The organism is Streptomyces lomondensis (assembly GCF_014651035.1).
In the GTDB taxonomy this organism is placed as follows: Bacteria; Actinomycetota; Actinomycetes; order Streptomycetales; family Streptomycetaceae; genus Streptomyces; species Streptomyces lomondensis.
Genome location: NZ_BMWC01000001.1, coordinates 1 through 22,730, shown reverse-complemented (window position 1 = coordinate 22,730; position 22,730 = coordinate 1). Strand labels below are relative to the sequence as shown.

The 22,730-nt window shown below is 71.6% G+C and carries 18 protein-coding genes; 8 read left to right on the top strand and 10 right to left on the bottom strand.

The window, feature by feature from the left end:
* Positions 1 to 188 precede the first annotated feature (188 nt).
* Entirely contained in the window at positions 189 to 854 is a 666-nt protein-coding gene (locus tag IE255_RS00090; protein WP_190048016.1) for an HAD family hydrolase, read from the bottom strand.
* A 74-nt stretch (positions 855 to 928) separates the two neighbouring features.
* On the bottom strand, positions 929 to 1,444 hold the full coding sequence (locus tag IE255_RS00085) for a DUF6912 family protein (protein ID WP_190048015.1): 516 nt from the start codon (positions 1,442 to 1,444) through the stop codon (positions 929 to 931).
* A 923-nt stretch (positions 1,445 to 2,367) separates the two neighbouring features.
* Here IE255_RS00085 and IE255_RS40275 point away from each other — a divergent pair.
* A complete protein-coding gene (locus IE255_RS40275; RefSeq protein ID WP_031113042.1) occupies positions 2,368 to 2,637 on the top strand; it encodes an Rv3235 family protein in 270 nt (89 codons plus the stop codon).
* Positions 2,638 to 2,748: 111 nt separating this feature from the next.
* Here the strand turns inward: IE255_RS40275 and secA are convergent, their stop codons facing one another.
* Positions 2,749 to 5,595, bottom strand: coding sequence for a preprotein translocase subunit SecA (gene secA / locus IE255_RS00075; RefSeq protein WP_190048013.1), 2,847 nt, complete (start codon positions 5,593 to 5,595; stop codon positions 2,749 to 2,751).
* Between the two features lie 280 nt (positions 5,596 to 5,875).
* On the opposite strand from secA, the gene IE255_RS00070 reads away from it, so the two are divergent.
* Positions 5,876 to 6,442 (top strand): GNAT family N-acetyltransferase, encoded by a 567-nt coding sequence (locus IE255_RS00070; protein WP_190048012.1) that lies wholly within the window; start codon positions 5,876 to 5,878, stop codon positions 6,440 to 6,442.
* Positions 6,443 to 6,539: 97 nt separating this feature from the next.
* A complete protein-coding gene (locus IE255_RS00065; protein ID WP_190048011.1) occupies positions 6,540 to 7,712 on the top strand; it encodes a winged helix-turn-helix domain-containing protein in 1,173 nt (390 codons plus the stop codon).
* Between the two features lie 3 nt (positions 7,713 to 7,715).
* Here the strand turns inward: IE255_RS00065 and IE255_RS00060 are convergent, their stop codons facing one another.
* From IE255_RS00060 to mtnA, 7 genes are all read right to left on the bottom strand, one after another.
* On the bottom strand, positions 7,716 to 8,462 hold the full coding sequence (locus IE255_RS00060) for a response regulator (protein ID WP_031113037.1): 747 nt from the start codon (positions 8,460 to 8,462) through the stop codon (positions 7,716 to 7,718).
* Positions 8,463 to 8,667: 205 nt separating this feature from the next.
* A complete protein-coding gene (gene hpf / locus IE255_RS00055; RefSeq protein WP_229906221.1) occupies positions 8,668 to 9,363 on the bottom strand; it encodes a ribosome hibernation-promoting factor, HPF/YfiA family in 696 nt (231 codons plus the stop codon).
* Between the two features lie 312 nt (positions 9,364 to 9,675).
* Entirely contained in the window at positions 9,676 to 10,566 is an 891-nt protein-coding gene (locus IE255_RS00050) for a ComF family protein (RefSeq protein ID WP_190048009.1), read from the bottom strand.
* Positions 10,567 to 10,760: 194 nt separating this feature from the next.
* Positions 10,761 to 12,593, bottom strand: a complete 1,833-nt coding sequence (locus IE255_RS00045) for an LpqB family beta-propeller domain-containing protein (protein WP_190048008.1) — start codon at positions 12,591 to 12,593, stop codon at positions 10,761 to 10,763.
* Positions 12,583 to 14,787, bottom strand: a complete 2,205-nt coding sequence (gene mtrB / locus IE255_RS00040) for an MtrAB system histidine kinase MtrB (RefSeq protein WP_229906220.1) — start codon at positions 14,785 to 14,787, stop codon at positions 12,583 to 12,585. Before mtrB ends, IE255_RS00045 begins: the two co-directional genes overlap by 11 nt.
* Position 14,788: 1 nt before the next feature.
* On the bottom strand, positions 14,789 to 15,478 hold the full coding sequence (gene mtrA / locus IE255_RS00035; RefSeq protein WP_003990656.1) for a two-component system response regulator MtrA: 690 nt from the start codon (positions 15,476 to 15,478) through the stop codon (positions 14,789 to 14,791).
* 188 nt (positions 15,479 to 15,666) lie between these two features.
* Positions 15,667 to 16,815 (bottom strand): S-methyl-5-thioribose-1-phosphate isomerase, encoded by a 1,149-nt coding sequence (gene mtnA, locus IE255_RS00030; protein ID WP_190048007.1) that lies wholly within the window; start codon positions 16,813 to 16,815, stop codon positions 15,667 to 15,669.
* A 140-nt stretch (positions 16,816 to 16,955) separates the two neighbouring features.
* Here mtnA and IE255_RS00025 point away from each other — a divergent pair, with 140 nt between their 5' ends.
* From IE255_RS00025 to IE255_RS00005, 5 genes are read left to right on the top strand one after another with little or no spacing between them, the layout of a single operon-like run.
* Positions 16,956 to 18,332: a DUF7847 domain-containing protein gene (locus tag IE255_RS00025; protein ID WP_190048006.1), complete on the top strand. Its 1,377-nt coding sequence runs from the start codon at positions 16,956 to 16,958 to the stop codon at positions 18,330 to 18,332.
* Positions 18,333 to 18,336: 4 nt separating this feature from the next.
* A complete protein-coding gene (locus IE255_RS00020; protein WP_190048005.1) occupies positions 18,337 to 19,104 on the top strand; it encodes a DUF4129 domain-containing protein in 768 nt (255 codons plus the stop codon).
* The gene (locus IE255_RS00015; RefSeq protein ID WP_190048004.1) at positions 19,101 to 20,297 is read left to right on the top strand and encodes a DUF4350 domain-containing protein; all 1,197 of its coding nucleotides are present in this window, start codon (positions 19,101 to 19,103) and stop codon (positions 20,295 to 20,297) included. Before IE255_RS00020 ends, IE255_RS00015 begins: the two co-directional genes overlap by 4 nt.
* Positions 20,294 to 21,286 (top strand): AAA family ATPase, encoded by a 993-nt coding sequence (locus IE255_RS00010; protein ID WP_372487557.1) that lies wholly within the window; start codon positions 20,294 to 20,296, stop codon positions 21,284 to 21,286. Before IE255_RS00015 ends, IE255_RS00010 begins: the two co-directional genes overlap by 4 nt.
* The gene (locus tag IE255_RS00005) at positions 21,286 to 22,596 is read left to right on the top strand and encodes a DUF58 domain-containing protein (protein WP_190048002.1); all 1,311 of its coding nucleotides are present in this window, start codon (positions 21,286 to 21,288) and stop codon (positions 22,594 to 22,596) included. The genes IE255_RS00010 and IE255_RS00005 overlap by 1 nt, the downstream gene beginning before the upstream one ends.
* Positions 22,597 to 22,730 lie beyond the last annotated feature (134 nt).

Genomic DNA, 22,730 nt, shown 5'->3' with positions numbered 1-22,730 from the left:
CGTCATGAGCCGTATGTGTACAAAACCAGCCCTGGAAGTTTGACGTTCTGCACAGTGCCCGCACCAAGCTGCGGGCAGTCGTGCCGCTGGGGCGGCACGGGTGGGCGCAGCGGCACCCCGCTACGCCGGGCTGCGCACCCACCCGGCCTCAGCAACAACGCCGAGTGTCCCGAAACGGACAGTTCCGGTCAGGCCGCCAGCCGCTCCGCCTCATCGACCGCTTCCTCCAGCGTGTCCACGACCGGCACCCCCACCGCCTCCAGACTCGCCCGACTGTGCGACCCCCCGGTGTACAGCACCGCCCGCGCCCCCACATGCAGCGCGGCCACCGCATCATCCGCGGCGTCTCCGATCACCACCGTGCGCTCAGGATCCACCCCACGCAGCGACCCCAGATGCCGCACCATGTGCTCGGCCTTGCTGCCCCCCGAGGGCCCGGTCCGCCCGTCCACCCGTATGAAGTGCGGCTCGATTCCGAACCCCCGCACCAACGGCACGAGCTCCTCATGCACGTACATGCTCAGGATCGACTGGCTGCGCCCCGCCGACCGCCACCCGGCCAGCAGCTCCACCGCCCCCACCGTGAGCCCGCACGCCCCCCGGTGCTCGGCGTAGTACCGATGGAAGATGTCGTCCATGACCTCCCACTCGGCCTCGGTGGGCAGCCGTCCCATCAGCCGCTCATAGAACTTCGGCACCGGCACGCAGTACAGCTCCCGGTACTGCTCCAGCGTCAGCGGCTCCAGCCCCAGCTCGCCGAACGCCGCGTTCGTCGCCCCGATGATCGCGTCGATGTCATGGAACAGCGTGCCGTTCCAGTCCCAGACAATGTGCGCGCCCGTCTGCTTCCCCATGCCCAAGAACGTACCCGCCCCCACTGACAATCAAGAGAACGGCACCTCAACGCGCCCCCGGCCAGGAGCGCCGCTCAGTCCCCGCGCCCCACCAGATTCGGGATCTCCTGCGTGGCGAACCACAGCAGCTCGTGGTCCTCCGCGCCGTCCACGACGAACTGCGCGTCGTCGTCCCCGCCGTCCGCCGCCGGCAGCGCGTCGGCGGCCGCCGTCACATCGGCCTCCGCGTCCGCCGCGTCGACATGCACGGACGCCGCCTTGGCGAGCGGCACCGCACCCGCGACCCGCACCTCCCCCAGCGCCGCCGGATCGAGCCCACGGTCGGGGTCGGCACTCGCGGCCCGGTCGGCCACGTCGACGGCGACCACGACCCGGCGCCGCGACGCCTCCGGGTCGGCCGCCAGCAGCCGCAGCGAGGCCAGCGCGGCCCGGCTCAGCGCCGCGTACTCCAGTTCCTCGATGTCCTCGGAGAGGTACCACTCGCGCAGCCCGGGCGTCACGGCGTACGCGACGAACGGCCCGGCTGCCAGCTCACCCGTCCTGTACGCCTCGGCGAGACCGGGGAGGGTCAGGGGCACGTAGACACGCATGGCTGGCCGCTTTCGTGGTCGGTTTCAAGGTCAAAGAGCTCCGGACGGCCTTCAGGATACGTGCGGGGCGTCCCCTTTCGAGTCCCGGCCGGTGACGCGGAACGCGTCCACTTCAGGCCCGGAATTCACCCTGCCCACCCCCGTCCTGACGGGCTCCACCGCCCCCATATCACCCGGATAGGTGAAGATTCCGGCGCCTCGAATCCGAGACTCGCTTCCTTGCCCCCGCCCCCGTCGGCCCCGTACAAGATCAGCAACCCAAAGTTACTCCCCGGTATCAAGCCGGGCCCACGAAACGGGGACCCCCCATGAACAAGGTCATGACCAGGGCACACCACCGCCCGACCACCCGCCGCGACCAGCGCACGCCCGGCACCCCAACTCCACGGCGCACAGGCAACACCCCAGCCACCGGAAGTGCGGCACCGCACCCGACCACTCCGCCCACCCCAGGCACCGCCCCACAAGCCTCAGCAGGCCTCGCCTCGTCGCGAACCAGGGCAACCGCTACCGCGACCACACCGCCCACTAGCGGCACCATCACCCCACCAACCGCAGCAGACACCGCACCCCGCACCTCCGGCAGCACCGCCCCACCCCGCACCCCCGGCGGCGGTCCCAGCCGCACATCGGCGGCAGCCGGCGGTCGTCCCCCGGCGACCGCCGGGACCAAGCGCCCGCGCACCCGCCCCACCGACACCCGCCCACCGACCCTCACGCGCACCCGCACAGCGCCCCGCAGGCCGACGGCAAGCAGCACCCCCGCGCCCACAGCAGCCGCCACCCCGGCCTCCACGGACCCCACCCCCTGCCTCCCGGCCCAGGGCCCCCGCCGAGCCACCGCGATCCCCCAGCCTCTCCCCACCGACCTCTTCGCCGACCTCCTCCTCGCCGTCCTGAGCGGCCACCGCCCCGTCCACTCGATGCTCCGCCACACCCGCGGCCGCGCCTACGACGAACTGGCCTGGCTCGCCGAGCGCGGCCCCCTGCGCACCCGCGGCGCCCGCCCCGTCGTCCGGGACATCGGCTACTTCGAACCCCGCCCGGGCGCCATCGAGGCCTTCGCCCGCATCGGCGCCGGCGACCAGCTGCGCGCCATGGCCTTCCGTCTGGAACTCGGCCAGGACCTCCGCTGGCGCTGCACCGCGGTGGAACTGGGCGGCCCCCGCCCACCCCGCGCCGAGGCCGACTGAACCTCCGCCCCGGGCCTCGAAACACCGCCCGAGCCCCACCCGAAACCGAAGGGCCGGACACCCTCAGGTGCCCGGCCCTTCAAGCCGCTACGGTGTCTCAGCCACCGTCACTCACTTCTTACGGCGCCCCCGGCTGCGCGCCTGCTTGCGGCGCTCCGCGCGCGTGAGGCCGTCGGCCTCGGAACGCACCGGCTCCTCGTCGGTCGCGAAGTCGCCCTCGATGGTGCCGCCCTCGCCGTCGACCGTCGGCGCGGAGAAGTGGAGGTTGCGCCGCTGCGGGACGTCGAGCCCCTTGGCACGGATCTCCGGACGCGCACCCGCCTGCGCCGGCACCGCGTCGTGCTTCTCCAGGTCGGCCACCGGCTTGGTGTCCTCGACCGGGACCTCCTCGACCTGCTGCTCGACCTGGACCTCCAGGTTGAACAGGTAGCCGACGGACTCCTCCTTGATGCCGTCCATCATGGCCTGGAACATGTCGAAGCCCTCGCGCTGGTACTCGACCAGCGGGTCCTTCTGCGCCATCGCGCGCAGGCCGATGCCCTCCTGGAGGTAGTCCATCTCGTAGAGGTGCTCGCGCCACTTGCGGTCGAGGACCGACAGCACGACCCGGCGCTCCAGCTCACGCATGATCTCCGAGCCGAGCTGCGCCTCACGCGCGTCGTACTGCTCGTGGATGTCGTCCTTGATGGAGTCGCCGATGAACTCGGCGGTCAGCCCGGCCCGGTCGCCGGCCGCCTCCTCCAGCTCCTCGACCGTGACCTTGCACGGGTAGAGCTGCTTGAAGGCGCCCCACAGCCGGTCGAGGTCCCAGTCCTCCGGGAAGCCCTCGGCGGTCTCGGCCTGGACGTACGCGTCGATCGTGTCGTCCATGAAGTGCTGCACCTGCTCGTGCAGGTCCTCGCCCTCCAGGACGCGGCGCCGCTCGCCGTAGATGACCTCGCGCTGGCGGTTGAGGACCTCGTCGTACTTCAGGACGTTCTTACGGGTCTCGAAGTTCTGCTGCTCGACCTGCGACTGGGCGGACGCGATCGCGCGCGTGACCATCTTGTTCTCGATCGGCACGTCGTCCGGGACGTTCGCCATCGACATCACGCGCTCGACCATCTGGGCCTTGAACAGCCGCATCAGGTCGTCGCCGAGGGAGAGGTAGAAGCGGGACTCGCCGGGGTCGCCCTGACGGCCGGAACGACCGCGCAGCTGGTTGTCGATCCGCCGCGACTCGTGCCGCTCGGTGCCCAGCACGTAGAGCCCGCCGAGCTTCTCGACCTCTTCCTTCTCGGCCTGGACGGCCTTCTCGGCCCGCTGGAGCGCCTCGGGCAGGGCGTGCGCCCACTGCTCGATGTGCTCCTCGGGGTCGAGGCCGCGCTGGCGCAGCTCCGCCTCGGCGAGATCCTCGGGGTTGCCGCCGAGCTTGATGTCCGTACCACGGCCGGCCATGTTCGTGGCCACCGTGACGGCGCCCTTGCGGCCGGCCTGGGCGACGATCTGCGCCTCTCGGTCGTGCTGCTTGGCGTTGAGCACCTCGTGCTGGATGCCGCGCTTGCTGAGCTGCTGCGAGAGGTACTCGGACTTCTCGACGGAGGTGGTGCCGACGAGGATCGGCTGGCCCTTGCGGTGCTTCTCCTCGATGTCGTCGACGACCGCCTCGAACTTGGCGACCTCGGTCCGGTAGATCAGGTCCGACTGGTCCTTGCGGACCATCGGCCGGTTGGTCGGGATCGGCACCACGCCGAGCTTGTAGATCTGGTGGAACTCGGCGGCCTCGGTCATGGCCGTACCGGTCATGCCCGAGAGGCCGGGCATCTCCTTGCCGTTGTGGTCGTGGCGCTTGTAGAGGCGGAAGAAGTTCTGGAGGGTGATCGTGGCGAGCGTCTGGTTCTCGTCCTTGATCGGCACCCCTTCCTTCGCCTCGATCGCCTGGTGCATGCCCTCGTTGTAGCGGCGGCCGGCGAGGATACGCCCGGTGTGCTCGTCGACGATCATGACCTCGTCGTCGATGATGACGTAGTCCTTGTCCTTCTTGAACAGTTCCTTGGCCTTGATGGCGTTGTTCAAGTAACCCACGAGCGGGGTGTTCACCGACTCGTACAGGTTGTCGATGCCCAACCAGTCCTCGACCTTGGCGACACCGGACTCGTGGATGGCGACCGTGCGCTTCTTCTCGTCGACGTCGTAGTCGCCGGTCTCCTCGATGCCCTTGAGCGGCTGGCCCGCCTCGCCGCGCTTGAGGCGCTTGACCAGCTTGGCGAAGTCGCCGTACCACTTGGTGGCCTGGTCGGCCGGGCCGGAGATGATCAGCGGCGTACGGGCCTCGTCGATGAGGATGGAGTCGACCTCGTCGACGATGGCGTAGTTGTGGCCGCGCTGGACGAGCTCGTCCTTGGACCACGCCATGTTGTCGCGCAGGTAGTCGAACCCGAACTCGTTGTTCGTGCCGTACGTGATGTCGCAGGCGTACTGCTCGCGGCGCTGAGCCGGCGTCATGTTGGCGAGGATGCAGCCGACCTCCAGGCCCAGGAAGCGGTGGACCCGGCCCATCATCTCGGAGTCGCGCTCGGCCAGATAGTCGTTGACCGTGATGATGTGGACGCCCTCGCCGGACAGGGCGTTCAGATACGCCGGCAGCGTGCCCACGAGGGTCTTGCCCTCACCGGTCTTCATCTCGGCCACGTAGCCCATGTGCAGGGCCGCGCCGCCCATCATCTGCACGTCGTAGTGGCGCTGGCCGAGGACGCGCTTGGCGGCCTCGCGGACGGTGGCGAACGCCTCGGGCAGCAGGTCGTCCAGGCTCTCACCGTCGGCGTACCGCTGCTTGTACTCATCGGTGAGGGCCCTCAGCTCGGCGTCGGAGAGGTCGACGAAGTCCTCTTCGATGGAGTTGACCTGGTCCGCGATGCGGTGCAGCTTGCGCAGGATCTTGCCTTCGCCTGCACGCATGATCTTCGAGAGGACGGACACGGGGGTTGGTCTCCTTGCCGGTCGGGCCTGGGACGGTCGGTTACCACTTGACTTACTGAGCAACGGCCATCGTATGCGAGGACCCCACCGCGCCGGGAGGGCCTGCCGTGACGGCGACCGTCCGCTGCTTCAATTCTGATTCACGTCTGCTTCAAAGGGGACAACGCCCGGGCCCCTCGGATAGTGCCGCATCCCTCCGCCGATTCGCACGCGGCGTGATCACTCCCTCACTGACGGCAAACCGATGGCAGCTGCCGCGCCCGCCGAGCAGAATCGGCCGATGGATCCCGTCACCCTCACCACGGACCGCCTCCTGCTGCGCACGGTCGGCCCTCAGGACACCGACGCGGTGTACGACGCCTGTCAGGACCCCGACATCCAGCGCTGGACCACGATCCCCTCGCCCTACCTCCGCGAGCATGCCCAGAGCTTCACGGAGCAGATGGCTCCGTACGGCTGGGCGGACGGCTCCATGTTCACCTTCGGCGTCTTCCTCCACTCCGGGGACCTGGCGGGCATGCTCGGCATCACGATGCGCGCCCTGGGCATGGCCGAGATCGGCTTCTGGGCGGCGAAGCAGCACCGTTCCCGCGGCTACGTCACGGAAGCCGCCCTCACCGCCTGCCGCTGGGCCTTCACCCAGGCCGCACTCGACCGCATCGAATGGCGCGCCGAGGTGGGCAACCACGCCTCCCGCGCGGTGGCGGAACGAGCGGGTTTCACGATCGAGGGCACGCTGCGCTCCGCGACGAACAACAAGGGAGTACGCCGAGACACCTGGGTGGGCTCCCTCCTCCCCTCAGACCTGGGCCTCCCGTCGACGGCGCCGTACTTGCCGGCTCCTTAGCTGCGCCCACCCGGCTGCTACACCGACGCCGAGCACCGAGCAGCCAACCCCACCGGTCGCCCCCCACTGTCAGTCCCACCCCCTATCGTGCGGAACCATGACCACCCCGCGCCCCACCGCAGAACTCACCGCAGACGAGGCCCGCAGAATCGCACTCCGCGCCCAAGGCTTCCTCGGCGCCCCCGACCGCCGCTCCGGCGTCCGCGGCATCCTCCGCCACCTGGGCGCGATACAGCTCGACACGATCTCGGTCCTGGCCCGCTCCCACGAACTCGTCCCGTACGCCCGCCTGGGCGCGGTAGGCCGGAAGACAGTGGAGAACGCCTACTGGAAGGACACGCACTCCTTCGAGTACTGGTCCCACGCGGCCTGCATCCTCCCCATCGAGGAGTGGCCCCACTTCGCCTTCCGCCGCCGCGCCTACCGCAACCGCCCGCACTGGAACCACGAACTCCCGGACGGCGCCTACGACCAGGTCATCAAGCAGCTCCGCACCGAAGGCCCCCTGACGGCCACGGAGTTGGGCGGCGCGAAGAAGACGAACGACTGGTGGGACTGGTCCGGCTCCAAGGTCGCCGTCGAACGCGCCCTGATGTACGGCGAGGTGGTGTGCGTGGAGCGCCGCGGCTGGAAGCGCGTCTACGACCTCGCCGAGCGCGCGATCCCGGACGCCCTGCTGCACGACGAGCTGGACGACACCGAGTGCCTGCGCCGCCTGGTCCGCCTGGCGGGCCAGTCCCTCGGCGTCGGCACCCGCGCGGACATCGCCGACTACCACCGTCTCAAGGGCGAGCAGGTCGACGCGGTGATCGCCGACTCGGGTCTGGTGCCGGTCACCGTCGAGGGCTGGGGGAAGCCGGCCTGGGCCGATCCCGCCGCCCTGGAGACATCTCCGCGCGGCCGCCACCGCACGACTCTGCTGTCGCCCTTCGACTCCCTGATCTGGGAGCGGGCGCGCACGGAGCGGATCTTCGGCTTCACGCACCGCCTGGAGGCCTACGTGCCCAGGCAGAAGCGGGTGTACGGCTACTTCGCGATGCCGGTCCTGGCCGGTGGCCGACTCGTCGGCCGCGTGGACCCGGCCCGCGAGGGCCGCACGCTGGTGGCCAAGCAGGTCACGCTCGACGGCCCGAAGGCGGTCCCGTCCGTCGCCCAAGCGCTGGCCGAGGCGGCGTCCTGGGTGGACTGCACGGACGTGCGGGTGGAGCGCGTCGACGCCCCGGAACTGCGCGAGCCTCTCGTGAGTGAGCTGGCCCACGCGACGGCCTGACCGTCAGCGGATCTCGAGGATCTTCTCCCGCATCGCGTACACCACGGCCTCCATCCTGGAGTGCAGCTGCAGCTTCTCCAGGATGTTGCGCACGTGGTTCTTCACGGTGTTCTCGGAGATGAACAACTCCTTGGCGATATCGCGGTTGTTCATTCCCGTGGCCACGAGCTTGAGGACTTCCAGCTCGCGGTCCGTCAGACGCGGCGCGGGCACCAGCCGCCGTTCGTCCGTGCGCTGGATCATCGACTTGAACTCGGTGAGCAGCTTCGACGCCATGGACGGGCTGATCTGCGACTGCCCGTCGGCGACGGCGCGAATGGCGGTGGCCACCTCGTCCGTGGAGATCTCCTTGAGGAGATAACCGGTCGCGCCCGCTTTGATGGCGTCGTAGAGGTCGGCTTCCTCGTCGCTGATCGTCAGCATGATGATCTTGGCGCTGGGTGCCACCTCCTTGATGGAGGTGCACGCCTCGATGCCGCCCCGCTTGGGCATCCGTACGTCCATCAGGACGATGTCGGGCAGCAGGTCGGCGGCCTTCTCGACGGCCTCGGCGCCGTCTCCCGCCTCCCCGACGACCTGGATGTCCTCCTCGGCCGCGAGCACGATCTCCAGGCCACGGCGGAACAGGGCGTGATCGTCCACCACAAGGACTCTGATCGGTTCCTTGCGTGGAGTCTCCGTGTCCGGGCCCATGCCGACGACGCCGTCGTCGGCATCCCCGTCACGCATCGGTCCGAAGCTGTCCGCCATCGTTCCTCCCCCTGAAGGCTGTGGCCTGTGGTCCTGAGCCATCGCCAACCCAGAGCAACGCCCCACCGGTTGGGCCGTGGCCACCATGATTTCATGCCCGGACGGCACCGGGGTGACGGAGCGGGGCGCGCAGTGGTCGCACAGGGGTGCCCCTGGGGGCGCACACGCGCTCCAGGGGCACCTTCTCCGCTGTCACCCGGCACGGTCAGCCGCCGAGCGCACCGCCCGCCTCGGGGGAGTGCGCCTGTGTGACCATCGTGTCCGTCCTGAGGTGGATCACGCCGTAGTCATAGGCGTGCCGTCGGTAGACGACACTCGGTTCCTTGGTCTCGGAGTCGACGAAAAGGTAGAAGTCGTGCCCGACCAGCTCCATCTCGTAGAGAGCCTGGTCGAGGGTCATGGGGGCTGCGACGTGGGTCTTCTCACGGACGACGATGGGGCCGTCACCCTGCACTTCCAGCGAGCCGATCTTCTTCGTGGGCACGGCTTCCGGCTCCTCCTCGGGCGTCGGCACCAGGCCGTTCCCGTTGAGCGTCGCCACGCCCGGGACGTGGTCGGCGACCTCGGCGGCCGGGATCCGGCGCGCGCCACGGCGCGAGAACCGCTTGTCGTGCTGCCTGCGCAGCCGGGCTTCCAGCTTTTCCGCCGCCAGGTCGAGCGCCGCGTACGGATCGCTCGCCGCCGCCTCCGCCCGGATCACCGGACCGCGGGAGCGGAGGGTGATCTCCACTCGGTCACAGCGGTCGGCCTGCCTGGGGTTGGGCTCCTTGGACACCTCGACGTCGAGGCTGATCACCTTGCCATCGAGCTTCTGGATCTTCTCCAGCTTCAGCTTCTCGGCCACGTGCTTCCGGAACCGCTCGGGCACCTCGGTCTTGCGGCCCTTGACGACGATGTCCACGCAGAACTCCGTTCCCGGATCACTCCGCCTCGCTGCGGAGCATCTCCCTTTTTGCACCAGGCTCCGGTGAACCCCGGAACCTCGGACTCGGTGACTTCCACCTCCTCCCCCGGGGGCGAGATCTCCACTCCACCGTCGCGAGTGATGAAGAAAAACCCGCAGCACAGCATTCGGATTGGAGAGGTGTGGCCTGCGGCTTTCCCTCTCAACCGAACATATCTCGCCCGGACGGATGTCGTCACCCTCTACTGCGGCGTACCTCCGTTCAGGTGAATAGGACCTCTCGTTACCTGCAACGACGCAAGATCTCAATCAGTTCCGGTTTATTTCGAACGAGTCCGGTGATGCCGCGACCACTGCCGCGCATGCCACGTCAACGACTCCGTCGGCGCTGCCCGCGCCCGTGATTCCCTGCCGGCCGGGCCGCCGGCCCGTCCTCTCTCGCGTTGATCCGACGTTCTGTTCCTCTCTGCTTTCCCCTGTCTCTCCCTCGTACACGGGCGCAGTCCCTCCAGCGTTCGAAATCGGCCCCGCCGCCCGCACCGCCCGCGCGGCCTCCGCCAGGGACGCCCCCGTGGTCATCACGTCGTCGACGAGGACGACCAGGCCCTCGGAGAGCAGCCGCGCGGCACCGGGCGCCACCGCCAGCGCGCCCGCGAGATTGCCCAGGCGCTGCCGGGAGTTGAGCGCCGACTGGTCGGCCACGGCCCGCCGCTGCCGCAGCACGCCGAGCACCCGGGCCGGAACCCCGCTCCGCCGCAGCCGGCCCGCGGCCGCGAGCGCGATCCGCCGCGCCGGATCATGCCCCCGGGCCCGCACGGCCCGCCGCCCGGACGGCACGGGCACGAGCAGCACAGGAGCCCCGCTGCCCCGCGACCACGCCACCCCGGCCCCCGCCGCGGCCGGGGCCCCCTGAAGGCCCGCCCGCACCGCTCCCGCCAGGGCCACCCCGAGCGGACCGGCGAGCGCCAGGGCACCGCGTTCCTTGTGGGCCAGCAGCGTCGCCCGGACCTCGTCCGCGTACCGAGCCGCCGCGTGCACCACCGGCAGCCCGGGCGGCTCCGGCACCGGCCGCACGCGCCGTACCGCGGCTCCGCTCAGCACCGCATGGCACTGCGCGCAGAGCACCGCACGAGGCCTCCCACAGCCCCCGCATTCGCCCGGCAGCACCAGGTCGGTGAGGTCCTGCCACCACCCCCGCATGCCCACCACTGTGCCGACACGGCCCCGCCCCGGCCACCCCTGTGGACAACCACCTGTGGACAAGTCACGGCCAGGCGAGCTGCCCGCCCCTCACACGAGTGACGGCCGCGCGGGCTGGTCAGGGACCTCATGCGGGCGGCGATGCGGTCCCCTCCCCTGCGGGCGCCGCTCCGGGACACCGGGGCGTCCGCGCCTCACCCCGGATAGACCGGCGCCGTCCCCTCCGTCACCTTCTGCCACTGTGCTCCCGAGGGCAGCCGGACGATCCCGTCCACCGAGTACGCCACCAGCGGCAGCTGGTCGTCCTCGGCGGCGGTGACCTCCTTGACGCCGGTCAGGGCCGCGGGCGCCGGTACGTCCGGGGTGGAGCCGTCGACCTGGACGTACCGCATCTGCTCGACGCCCCCGTGTTCGCGCCCGACCACCACGAGCCGACTGTCCCCGGCCCACGACATGGCCGTGACCTCTTCCAACTCCGGAGTCGCGGAGCGCAGTTCGACCACCCTGACGGCCGGCTGCTCGCCCGGCTTCTCGTCCCGCTCGATCAGCCCGATGAGCAGCGTCTTCTTGCCGGCCTTCTCCACGACGAGCGCGATCCGCACCCCGTCGGCGGCCACCCGCACGGACTGGATCCGCCCGTCCAGGTGCGGCGTGCGCACCTGGAGCGGCTCGCCCTTGCCGTCCTCGAGGAGGAGCAGCCGGGGGTTGTCCGGGTCGCGGTCGGCCACCCACAGGCCGTCGTCCGCGTCCCAGCTGGGGGTCGTCAGCCGGTCCGACTCGGTCCGGCCGTGGCTGCGCAGCACGGGCTCGCCCAGCGAACCGCCCGAGACCAGCGACCCCACGTACAGCGACTTGCCGTCCAGTCCGACGCCGGCCGCGGTGTGCTCGTCACGCGAGACCGCCACCGACCGCAGCGCCGTGTCGCCCTCGCCGAGCGCCCCGGGCGCCGGGTCCGGCTTGTCCTCGTTGCTGCCCGCGGGGAGCCGCACGAGGCGGTCCTTGCCGTCGACGAAGTACAGGAAGTCCGGGTGGCGTGCCGAGCTGCGGAAGGCCGCCGCGTCGGCCGCGCTCTGCGCGAGGGAGCACAGCTCCGTCCCGCCGGCCCGCAGCCCGACCTCGTCCACCGCGGGACTGAGGTTGCGCAGCGTGAACAGCATCTGGGCCGCCATCTCCTCGCACCGGTTGGTGCCGATGCCCGCGGCCTTGTCGTTGAGGGGGACCGTCAGCTTGTTCCGGTCGTCGGGCGTCAGCGCGCCGGCGTCCTTCGCCAGCGCCGTACCGGTGGGGAAGCTCGACCTGACCACGGGCCCGAGCCACCGCGTGGGGCCGCTGAGCAGGGAGCGCACCATCTGCGTCATGGGCTCCACACGCCGGCGGACGTAGACGGGGTCGGCGACCGCCGTGGGCCGCGGATCCGTCCCGGCCGCAACCGTGTTCGAAGCGAAGTAGTACTTGTTGACGGACATGTAGTTGCGCTGGAAGTCCGACTCGCCCATGACGACGCCCTGCGGCAGCACGTCGATCCGCCACTGCCGGCTCTTGTCGTCCTGCGTCAGGTGCACGGTCCGGCCGTACTCCCCGGTGGCCGGCGCGTACGCCTGCTGCGCGTCCACGGTGGCCACCTTGGTGCCGGTCAGCCGGTACGTGATCTCGCCGGTGTCCTCCCGGCCGCCCGTCCCCTCGGCCTTGGCGCCGGGCCCGTCCGTGAGCACCGTGGTGGACAGCTCCGGCTGCCAGGTCTTCGCGGCCTCGCCGGTCAGGTACTGGCGTGCCGTCTTGTAGTTCGGATCGTCGCTGGTGAGCGCTTCCAGGAAGCCCTGCACGATCTCCGAGGGCGGCGCGTCCTCACCCGGCGGCACGGCGTACACCCGCACCTGGGCGTCCTGGCGCGGTGTGGACTCCACGCTCCGCAGATCCCCGCTGTCCGGCATCGAGGCGCACCCCGCCAGCAGCAGGACGCCACCAGCGGCGTACGCCATCACGCGCGCGGGCGTACGCCTGCCGCGCCCCTCGCGGTCAGCGCCCACGAGATGCCTCCCCTTGCCTGTGCGCGTCTCCCCGCTCGGCTTCCCCGCCCGAGGCCGCGGCTCCGTCGTCCCTGCCCGTTTCCCGCGACCCGCTCACGGCCGGTCCTCGGGCCGTCCCGGCCGGGCCGCGCGCCACGCCGTTGTCGGCCGCCCCCGCCGGGCCACTCACCTCACCGTCGCGCGTCGGCTGGTCCGCTGCCGTCGCATCGTCCTGCCGTCGCGTCCCCGAGGCGGGCCGTGGCACCACGCGCGCGCCGTTGCCCGGCAGCGCCGTCGGATCTGCCGTGGGGGCCGCGGTGGCCGCCCGGGGCGGTATCGGATCGTGCTTCGCCCCCTGGGGTGCCGGACCGCTCGCCTGCTGCGCCGGCACGGTCGCCCGCTTCTCGCCGTCCCCGCCGCCGCACGGCAGACCGGCGTCGTCCAGCCCCCGGTTCCGCCGTGAGTCCTTGGGTTCCAGCGGTATCGGGGAGCCCCGCAGCGGCTCGTCCGCGGTCCTGGGCAGCGTCAGCCGGAACTGCGAACCACCACCCGGCTCGCCCCACGCCTGGAGCCAGCCGCCGTGCAGCCGCGCGTCCTCCAGGGCGATCGACAGACCCAGACCCGTACCGCCCGTGGTACGCGCGCGTGCCGGGTCGGCCCGCCAGAAGCGGCTGAACACCCGGGTCGCCTCACCCGGCTTCAGCCCGACCCCGTAGTCCCGCACCGCGACCGCGACCGCACCGCCCGCCGCGGCGAGCTTGACGACCACGTCCCTGCCCTCGCCGTGCTCGACGGCGTTGACGACGAGGTTGCGCAGCACCCGCTCCACGCGCCGGGCGTCGGCCTCGGCGACGACGGGCTGCTGGTCGCCGAGGACGCGGATCCGCGTGCCCTTGCGCTCCGCGAGCGGCTCGGCCCCGCTGACCACCCGCCGTACGACCTCCCTGAGGTCTATGGGCTCGGCCTCCAGCGCCGCGGCACCCGCGTCGAACCGGCTGATCTCCAGCAGGTCCGCGAGCAGCGACTCGAACCGGTCGAGCTGGTCGGCGAGCAGCTCCGCCGACCGCGCGGTCACCGGGTCGAAGTCCTCACGCGCCTCGTGGATGACGTCCGCGGCCATCCGTACGGTCGTCAGCGGCGTCCGCAGCTCGTGCGACACGTCCGACACGAACCGGCGCTGCATCCGCGACAGGTCCTCCAGCTGGCTGATCTTCAGCTGGAGGTTCTGCGCCATCTTGTTGAATGCCTCGCCGAGCCGCGCGATGTCGTCCTCGCCGGTGACCTTCATCCGCTCCTGGAGCCGCCCGGCCGACAGCCGCTCCGCGATCCCCGCCGCCATCCGCACCGGCGTGACGACCTGCCGTACGACCAGCCAGGCGATGGCCCCGAGCAGGACCACGACGAACAGCCCCGCCGTCGCCAGGGTGCCCTTGACCAGGCTCAGCGACTTCTCCTCCTGCGTGAGCGGGAAGAGGTAGTACAGCTGGTACGGATCCCCGTTCGGGTCGTTGACCTGCTTGCCGATGACCAGTCCCGGCTGGGAGTCCTTGGTCTCGTTGTTGTAGGTGATGCGCGTGTAGCTCTGCGCGGCCGTCGTACTGCTGCCGATCCGCTCGCGCAGGTCGGCGGGCACGCTCCTGCTCCAGTCCACCTCACCGGAAGCGCGCGGTCCGCGTCCGCCGGTGCCGTCCGCGTCGGAGGGCGGGAGCGTGACCACGTCGAAGGCACCCTGACCACCACTGGACAGCGAGGAGACCAGGTCGCTCATCCACTGGATGACGTTCTGCGCGGGACGGCCGTCCACCGTGGTCACGTCGTCGCCGGTGCCGCTCGGTGCCTCTTCGGCCCGCTGCTTGGCCACCGCGAAGCCGCCCGTGGCCTGGCTCTGGGACGCCTTCACCTTGGCGTCCAGCAGGCCGTTGCGCACCTGCCCGATGACGACGAAGCCCAGCAGCAGGACCACGCCCAGCGACATCAGCAGCGTGGTGACGACGACCTTGAGCTGGATGTTGCGCCGCCACAGCCGCATGACCGGCAGCAGCGGCCGACGCACCCACCGCATGAACAGACGGATGACCGGACTGCCCTGGACACCGCCCTGGAGCAGCAGCCCGCTCTCCAGGAACCGCCCCCAGCGGGAGCCCTTCCGCCCGACAGGCCGCCCCGGGCGGCCCCCGGACCGGCCGGGCGCCGAAGCGGCACTGTCGCCGGACATGTCAGCTCGGCCCTGCCTTGTACCCGACACCACGGACCGTCACCACGATCTCCGGCTTCTCCGGGTCCTTCTCGACCTTGGAGCGCAGCCGCTGCACGTGTACGTTCACCAGCCGCGTGTCCGCCGCGTGCCGGTAGCCCCACACCTGCTCCAGGAGCACCTCGCGCGTGAACACCTGCCACGGCTTGCGCGCGAGCGCGACCAGCAGGTCGAACTCCAGCGGCGTCAGCGCGATCGACTGCCCGTCCCGCTTCACGGAGTGCCCCGCCACGTCGATGACCAGGTCACCGATGGCGAGCTGCTCCGGAGCGGGCTCCTCCGACCTCCTGAGCCGCGCCCGGATCCGGGCCACCAGCTCCTTCGGCTTGAACGGCTTCACGATGTAGTCGTCCGCGCCCGACTCCAGGCCCACGACGACATCGACCGTGTCGCTCTTCGCCGTGAGCATCACGATCGGCACGCCGGACTCCGCCCTGATCAGACGGCACACCTCGATGCCGTCCCGGCCGGGCAGCATCAGGTCGAGCAGCACCAGATCGGGCTTGGACTCGCGGAAGGCGGCCAGCGCCTTGTCGCCATCGGCAACGAAAGACGGCTCGAAACCCTCACCACGCAGCACAATGCCGAGCATCTCGGCCAGTGCGGTGTCGTCGTCGACGACAAGGACTCGTCCCTTCATAAACGACATCATCCCATTCTCATAACAGTGGCGAAGGCAGTGGTGAGGTAGGTCACCGGCCAGTGACCATAGTCGCAGGGAGCGCTACTGTCTGCCTCGCTTCCGCCGCTGCCGATCTTCGACGGCCTCCCCACTCGGGACGAGGGACGAGCACGCCGGAGCCCGCACCCCCCGGGCACACGCTCCGGCAGCCAATCGGCTCAGCCCGCCGCCACCCGGCGGGACCGGGCACACACCTCGGCGAGCGCCTCGGCCGTGACCGGCGACACGGCACCCTCCTCCGTGACGATCGCCGTCACCAGCTCCGGCGGGGTCACGTCGAACGCCGGGTTGTACGCCTGCGTCCCCAGCGGCGCGATCGGAATCCCGCCCCCCGCCTCCGCACCGGCCACCGGCACCTGCGGCGCCACCACCTCGGTCACCTCGTGCCCGGCACGCTGCTCGACCTCGATGGACGCCCCGTCCGGCGTGTCCGGATCCACCGTCGTCACCGGCGCCACCACGATGAACGGCACATGGTGGTACCGCGCCAGCACCGCCAGCGGATAACTCCCGATCTTGTTCGCCACCGAACCGTCCGCCGTGATGCGGTCCGCCCCGATCAGCACCGCGTCCACCTCACCGGCGGCGAACAGCGAACCCGCCGCGTTGTCGGTGAGCAGCGTGTACGCCATCCCGCTGCGGGCCGCCTCGTACGCCGTCAGCCGCGCGCCCTGGAGCAACGGCCGCGTCTCGTCCACCCACAGCCGCCGCAGCCGGCCCGCCCGGTGCGCCGCCAGCGCCACCGCGAACGCCGTGCCCTCCCCGCCCGACACCAGCGAACCGGTGTTGCAGTGGGTGAGGATCCGGTGCCCGCCGCCGGGCAGCAGCTCGTCCAGCAGCGCCAGCCCGTGCTCGGCCATCCGCGCACTGGCCTCGGCGTCCTCCCGGTGCAGCTGCCGCGCCGCGGCCAGCGCCGCCGCGGCCGCCTGCCGGACGTCACCGCCCTTGGCGAGCGCGGCCTCGTGAGCCGCCTGCGCCCGGCGCACCCCGAGGGCAAGGTTCACCGCGGTCGGCCGGGCGCTCGCCAGCGCGTCCGCGGCCTCGTTCACGTCGAAGCCCCGCACGGCGGCGAGCGCGACGCCGTACGCCCCCGCGACGCCGAGCAGGGGCGCCCCGCGCACGGCGAGCGAGCGGATCGCCTCCACCAGCGCGGGCGCGTCCGTACAGACCAGTTCGACCTCCTCCGCGGGCAGCCTCGTCTGGTCGAGCAGGACCAGAACGGGTCCTTCCGGTGGCTCTTCCCAGCGGATCGCCGGGATCTCGGTCGGCCGCTTGTCATCGCCGCTGTACGCGTACTGATCAGCCATGCGATCAGTCTGCCCCCTATCGAGCGGACAATTGAAGGTACGCAGCCCATACCGCGGCCGGTCACACCAAGACCACCCCATGGCACGATGGCTGCCAACCTGCCGCCGCGACCGCGGACGGGCACCGTGAAGGAGCGACGATGAACGACACTCCGGGCTGGGCCTCGCCCGGATCCGCCCCGTCCGACGGGCAGAAGCCTGACGCGTCCGGCCCTGCCGAGCCCGCCGACCGCCCCGGCCCCGCACAGCCCGCGGACCAGCCGGGACAGCCCGGCCAGCCCCCGCAGGGCGCCGGCCCGCAGTGGTCCAAGGAACAGCCGCCCCCGGCCCAGTGGTCCGCCCCCAGCGGCCAGGCCGGCCCCGGCCAGGCTCCCCCGCCTCCGCCGCCCGGCCCGGGCTGGGGCACCCAGCCGCCCGGCGGCTACGGCCCCGGAGGCCCCGGCGGATACGGCCCGGGCGGCCCCGGAGGCCCGGGCGGCCCTGGTGGATACGGCGGCTGGGGAAGCGGCTGGGGCGGCCCCCCGCCCGCCGCCAAGCCCGGCGTGATCCCGCTCCGCCCCCTCGGCGTGGGCGAGATCCTCGACGGCGCGGTCTCCACCATGCGCACCCACTGGCGCACGGTCCTGGGCATCTCCCTGACCGTCGCGGTCCTCACCGAGATCATCGTCGTGCTGTTCCAGGGCCTCGTCCTGAACGACTCCAGCACCGAAGCCCTCAACGACCCGAGCGCCACCCTCAGCGAACTCAGCCGCGCCATGGGCGACGCCCTGCTCAACTCCACCGTGATCGTCGTGATCTCGCTGGTCGGCACCGTCATCGCGACCGCGCTGCTCACCACCGTCACCAGCCGCGCCGTACTCGGCAGGTCGGTCACCATCGGCGAGGCCTGGCGGGACGCCCGCCCTCAGATCCTCAAACTGTTCGGCCTCATCTGCCTGCTGCTGCTCATCACCGCCTGCATCGTCACCGTGGGCACCCTGCCCGGCATCCTCGTCGGCGTCGCCGTGAACGGCGGGGCAGGCGTCGCCCTGACCATCCTGGGCATCATCGGCGCCGGCATCGTCGCCCTGTGGCTGATGATCCGCTTCTCCCTGGCCTCGCCCGCCCTCATGCTGGAGAAGCAGGGCATCAAGAAGGCCATGAGCCGCTCCGCGAAGCTGGTCAGCGGCACCTGGTGGCGGATCTTCGGCATCCAGCTGCTCGCCACGATCATCGCGAACGTCGTCGCCTCGATCATCGTCGTCCCGTTCACCTTCCTCGCCGGAGCCCTCAGCGGCGAGGGCATCACCGGCTGGCTCAACACCGGTGTGGCCAGCCTCGGCTGGACGTTCCTCATCGTCAGCGGCATCGGCTCGGTGATCGGCTCCATGATCACGTTCCCGATCACGGCGGGCGTCGCCGTGCTGCTCTACATCGACCAGCGCATCCGCCGCGAGGCCCTCGACCTCGAACTGGCCCGCGCCGCCGGCGTCCAGGGCTACGGCCCCGCCGCCCCCGGCGCCACCCCGGGGAGCTGATGCGGTGAGCTCGGCGGGGGAACTTCTCACAACGGCACTGCCACGCACCGCCATACGGACGCTGCTGCGCGCCGGCGACACCTCCGTGCTGTCGTCGGCCCGCTCCGCCGACGAGCCGCCCCTCACCACCCCGCGCGACCCCGCGCGCGAGGCGGCCCGCCGCGAGCTGTCCAAGCGGATGTACCACGAGGACGACCCCAGCCTGTTCCAGCGCGCCCTCGACGCCTTCTGGGACTGGCTCGACAAGCTGTTCAACGCCGCCTCGACCGCCACACCCGGCGGCACACTCGGACTGATCGTCATCATCCTGGCCGTCCTCGCGGTCCTGGGCGCCCTGTGGTGGCGCCTGGGCACCCCGCGCCGCCAACCCACCTCGTCCGCCACCCTGTTCGACGACCGCCCCCGCAGCGCCGCCGACCACCGCGCCGCCGCCGAGGCACACGCCGCCCAGGGCCACTGGAACCAGGCCGTCCAGGAACGCATGCGCGCCCTCGTCCGCGCCCTCGAAGAACGCGCCCTGCTCGACGCCCGCCCCGGCCGCACCGCAGACGAGGCCGCCGCCGAAGCCGGCCGTGCCCTGCCGGCCCACACCGACCGGCTGCGCGCCGCCGCCCGCGACTTCGACGACGTCACATACGGCGGCCGGTCCGCGACCGAGCAGTCGTACCACCGCATCGCCGAACTCGACCGCGACCTGGAACGCACCAAACCCCAGCTCGCCGCGAGCAGCGCCAACACGGCCCCCAACACCCGCCAGGGAGCCGCCGAATGACCACCGAGGCCACGCCCCCGTCCACCTCGGCCTCGCCCACCGCACGCCAGGTCTGGACCCGCGCGCGCGGTATCGCGCTCGCCCTCGTGGTGCTCCTCGCGGGCGCCATCGCCATCGCCGTGATCCGCTCCGACGCCCGGCACGGCGAACTCGACCCACGCTCCGCCGACCCCAACGGCAGCCGCGCCGTCGCCGAACTCCTCACCGACCGAGGCGTGGACACCCGTGTGGTCACCACCCTGGACGAGGCCGCCACCGCGGCCGGCCCGGACACCACCCTCCTGGTCGCCGTCCCCGACCTGCTGACCCGAAGTCAGCAGTCCCGCCTGCACAACGCGTTCGCCGACGCCGGCGGCCGCACCGTCCTGGTCGCCTCCGGCAGCGCGTCCGTCGAACGACTCGCCCCCGGCGTCACAGCCGACCCCGCCACCAGCCTCGACTCGACGCTCTCCCCCGACTGCGACCTGCCCGCCGCCCAGCGCGCCGGCACCGCCGACACGGGCGGCGTCCGCTACACCACCACCCACCTCGACGCCGACAAGTGCTACCCCAGCGAGCGCCTGGCCACCCTGCTGCGCATCCCGGCCCCGACCGGGGACGGCGACACCGTCGTCCTCGGCGCGCCCGACATCCTCCTCAACGACCGCCTCGACGAGCAGGGCAACGCCTCGCTCGCCCTCCAGCTCCTCGGCTCCCGCCCCCATCTGGTCTGGTACCTCCCCTCGCTCTCCGACGCGTCGGCCACCGGCGCCGACGACGAACGCAGCTTCTTCGACCTGCTCCCCTCGGGCTGGCTCTGGGGCACCCTCCAGCTCTTCTTCGCCGCAGCCCTGGCCGCCCTGTGGCGGGCACGCCGGCTCGGCCCCCTCGTGCCCGAAAAACTCCCCGTCGCGATCCGCGCCTCCGAAACCGCCGAAGGCCGCGCCCGCCTCTACCGCAAGGCCGACGCCCGCGACCGCGCGGCCAACGCTCTTCGCTCCACGACCCGCACCCGCCTCGCCCCCCTCGCCGGCGTCCCCGTCACCCAGGCGCACACGCCCGAGGCCCTGCTCCCCGCCCTGTCCGCCCACCTCCACGGCGACGGCCAGGACCTGCACGCCCTCCTCTTCGGACCACCGCCCAGCGACGACGCAGCACTCATCGCACTCGCCGACCGACTCGACGCCCTCGAAAGAGAGGTACGCCGTCCATGATGGACCCGACCACTGACAACGCCGGGCAGACCGGGGATGCGGGCACCGCCCGAGCCGCCCTGGAGGCCCTGCGCGCCGAGATCGCCAAGGCCGTGGTCGGCCAGGACCCCGCCGTCACCGGCCTCGTCGTCGCTCTGCTCTGCCGCGGCCACGTCCTCCTCGAAGGCGTCCCCGGCGTCGCCAAGACCCTCCTGGTCCGCGCCCTCGCCGCCGCCCTCGAACTCGACACCAAGCGCGTCCAGTTCACCCCCGACCTCATGCCGAGCGACGTCACCGGCTCCCTGGTCTACGACACCCGCTCCGCCGAGTTCTCCTTCCAGCCCGGCCCGGTCTTCACCAACCTCCTCCTCGCCGACGAGATCAACCGCACGCCCCCCAAGACCCAGTCGTCCCTCCTGGAAGCCATGGAGGAACGCCAGGTCACCGTCGACGGCACCCCCCGCCCCCTCCCCGACCCGTTCCTGGTCGCGGCGACCCAGAACCCGGTCGAGTACGAGGGCACCTACCCCCTCCCGGAAGCCCAGCTGGACCGCTTCCTCCTCAAACTCACCATCCCCCTCCCCACCCGGAAGGACGAGATCGACGTCCTCACCCGCCACGCCGAGGGCTTCAACCCACGCGACCTGCACGCCGCCGGCGTACGCCCCGTCGCGGGCCCGGCCGACCTGGAAGCAGCCCGCGCCGCGGTCGCCGAGACGACGATCTCCCCGGAGATCACCGCCTACGTCGTCGACATCTGCCGCGCCACCCGCGAGTCGCCGTCCCTCACCCTCGGCGTCTCCCCCCGAGGCGCCACGGCCCTCCTGGCCACCGCCCGCGCGTGGGCCTGGCTGACCGGCCGCGACTACGTCATCCCCGACGACGTGAAGGCCCTCGCGCTCCCCACCCTCCGCCATCGCGTCCAACTCCGCCCGGAGGCCGAGATGGAAGGCGTGACAGCCGACTCGGTCATCAACGCGATCCTCGCCCACGTCCCCGTACCGCGCTGATGGCACTCACCGGACGCGCCGCCCTCCTCGCGGCCCTGGGCTCCCTCCCCATCGGCATCTGGGAGCCCAGCTGGACGGGCATCCTGGCGGTCAACGCACCCCTGGTCGTGGCCTGTGCCTGCGACTTCGCCCTGGCCGCCCCCGTACGACGCCTGGGCCTGACCCGCTCGGGCGACACCTCCGTACGCCTGGGCGACACGGCGGACGTGACCCTCACGATCACCAACCCGTCCCGCCGCCCCCTCCGCGCCCGACTCCGCGACGCCTGGCCCCCGAGCAGCTGGCAGCCCGGCACGGAAACAACGGCGTCCCGCCACCGCCTCACGATCCCCCCGGGCGAACGCCGCCGCGTCACGACCCGCCTACGCCCCACCCGCCGAGGCGACCGCCAGGCCGACCGGATCACCATCCGCTCGTACGGCCCTCTCGGCCTCTTCGCCCGCCAAGGCACGCACAAAGCTCCCTGGACGGTACGCGTCCTGCCCCCCTTCACCAGCCGCAAGCACCTGCCCTCCAAACTGGCCCGCCTGCGCGAACTGGACGGACGCACCAGCGTCCTCACCCGCGGCGAGGGCACAGAATTCGACAGTCTGCGCGAATACGTCCCCGGCGACGACACCCGCTCCATCGACTGGCGCGCCACAGCCCGCCAGACGTCGGTCGCCGTACGCACCTGGCGCCCCGAACGCGACCGCCACATCCTCCTGGTCCTCGACACCGGCCGCACCTCCGCAGGCCGCGTGGGCGACGCCCCGCGCCTCGACGCCTCCATGGACGCGGCCCTGCTCCTGGCGGCCCTCGCGTCCCGCGCCGGCGACCGCGTCGACCTCCTCGCCTACGATCGCAAGGTCCGCGCCCTCGTCCAGGGCCGCACGGCAGGCGACGTCCTTCCGTCCCTGGTCAACGCGATGGCCACGCTCGAACCGGAACTCGTCGAAACGGACGCCCGAGGCCTCACGGCCACCGCGCTCCGTACGTCGCCCCGCCGCTCCCTCATCGTGCTGCTCACCACCCTGGACGCGGCGCCCATCGAAGAGGGCCTGATCCCGGTCCTCGCCCAGCTCACCCAGCGCCACACGGTGCTGCTGGCATCAGTGGCCGACCCGCACATCACCGAAATGGCGAAAGCCCGCGGAAACGTCGACGCCGTCTACGAGGCCGCCGCAGCCGCCCAAGCCCAGTCCGACCGACACCGCACCGCGGAACAACTCCGCCGCCACGGCGTCACGGTCGTGGACGCCACACCGGACGACTTGGCGCCGGCACTGGCGGACGCGTACTTGTCACTGAAGGCAGCAGGCCGCCTATAACAGCGAAGGGCCCCTGGAAAGGGGCCCGAACGCAGAAAACCCCCGCATCAAATGATGCGGGGGTTTCCTCAAGAATTGTTCGGCGGCGTCCTACTCTCCCACAGGGTCCCCCCTGCAGTACCATCGGCGCTGTA

Coding starts and splice junctions, on each gene's coding strand:
- IE255_RS00090 (WP_190048016.1), bottom strand. CDS start 854: ATGGGGAAGCAGACGGGCGCGCACATTGTCTGGGACTGGAACGGCACG.
- IE255_RS00085 (WP_190048015.1), bottom strand. CDS start 1,444: ATGCGTGTCTACGTGCCCCTGACCCTCCCCGGTCTCGCCGAGGCGTAC.
- IE255_RS40275 (WP_031113042.1), top strand. CDS start 2,368: ATGCTCCGCCACACCCGCGGCCGCGCCTACGACGAACTGGCCTGGCTC.
- IE255_RS00070 (WP_190048012.1), top strand. CDS start 5,876: ATGGATCCCGTCACCCTCACCACGGACCGCCTCCTGCTGCGCACGGTC.
- IE255_RS00065 (WP_190048011.1), top strand. CDS start 6,540: ATGACCACCCCGCGCCCCACCGCAGAACTCACCGCAGACGAGGCCCGC.
- IE255_RS00060 (WP_031113037.1), bottom strand. CDS start 8,462: ATGGCGGACAGCTTCGGACCGATGCGTGACGGGGATGCCGACGACGGC.
- IE255_RS00050 (WP_190048009.1), bottom strand. CDS start 10,566: ATGCGGGGGTGGTGGCAGGACCTCACCGACCTGGTGCTGCCGGGCGAA.
- mtrB (WP_229906220.1), bottom strand. CDS start 14,787: ATGTCCGGCGACAGTGCCGCTTCGGCGCCCGGCCGGTCCGGGGGCCGC.
- mtrA (WP_003990656.1), bottom strand. CDS start 15,478: ATGATGTCGTTTATGAAGGGACGAGTCCTTGTCGTCGACGACGACACC.
- mtnA (WP_190048007.1), bottom strand. CDS start 16,815: ATGGCTGATCAGTACGCGTACAGCGGCGATGACAAGCGGCCGACCGAG.
- IE255_RS00025 (WP_190048006.1), top strand. CDS start 16,956: ATGAACGACACTCCGGGCTGGGCCTCGCCCGGATCCGCCCCGTCCGAC.
- IE255_RS00015 (WP_190048004.1), top strand. CDS start 19,101: ATGACCACCGAGGCCACGCCCCCGTCCACCTCGGCCTCGCCCACCGCA.
- IE255_RS00010 (WP_372487557.1), top strand. CDS start 20,294: ATGATGGACCCGACCACTGACAACGCCGGGCAGACCGGGGATGCGGGC.
- IE255_RS00005 (WP_190048002.1), top strand. CDS start 21,286: ATGGCACTCACCGGACGCGCCGCCCTCCTCGCGGCCCTGGGCTCCCTC.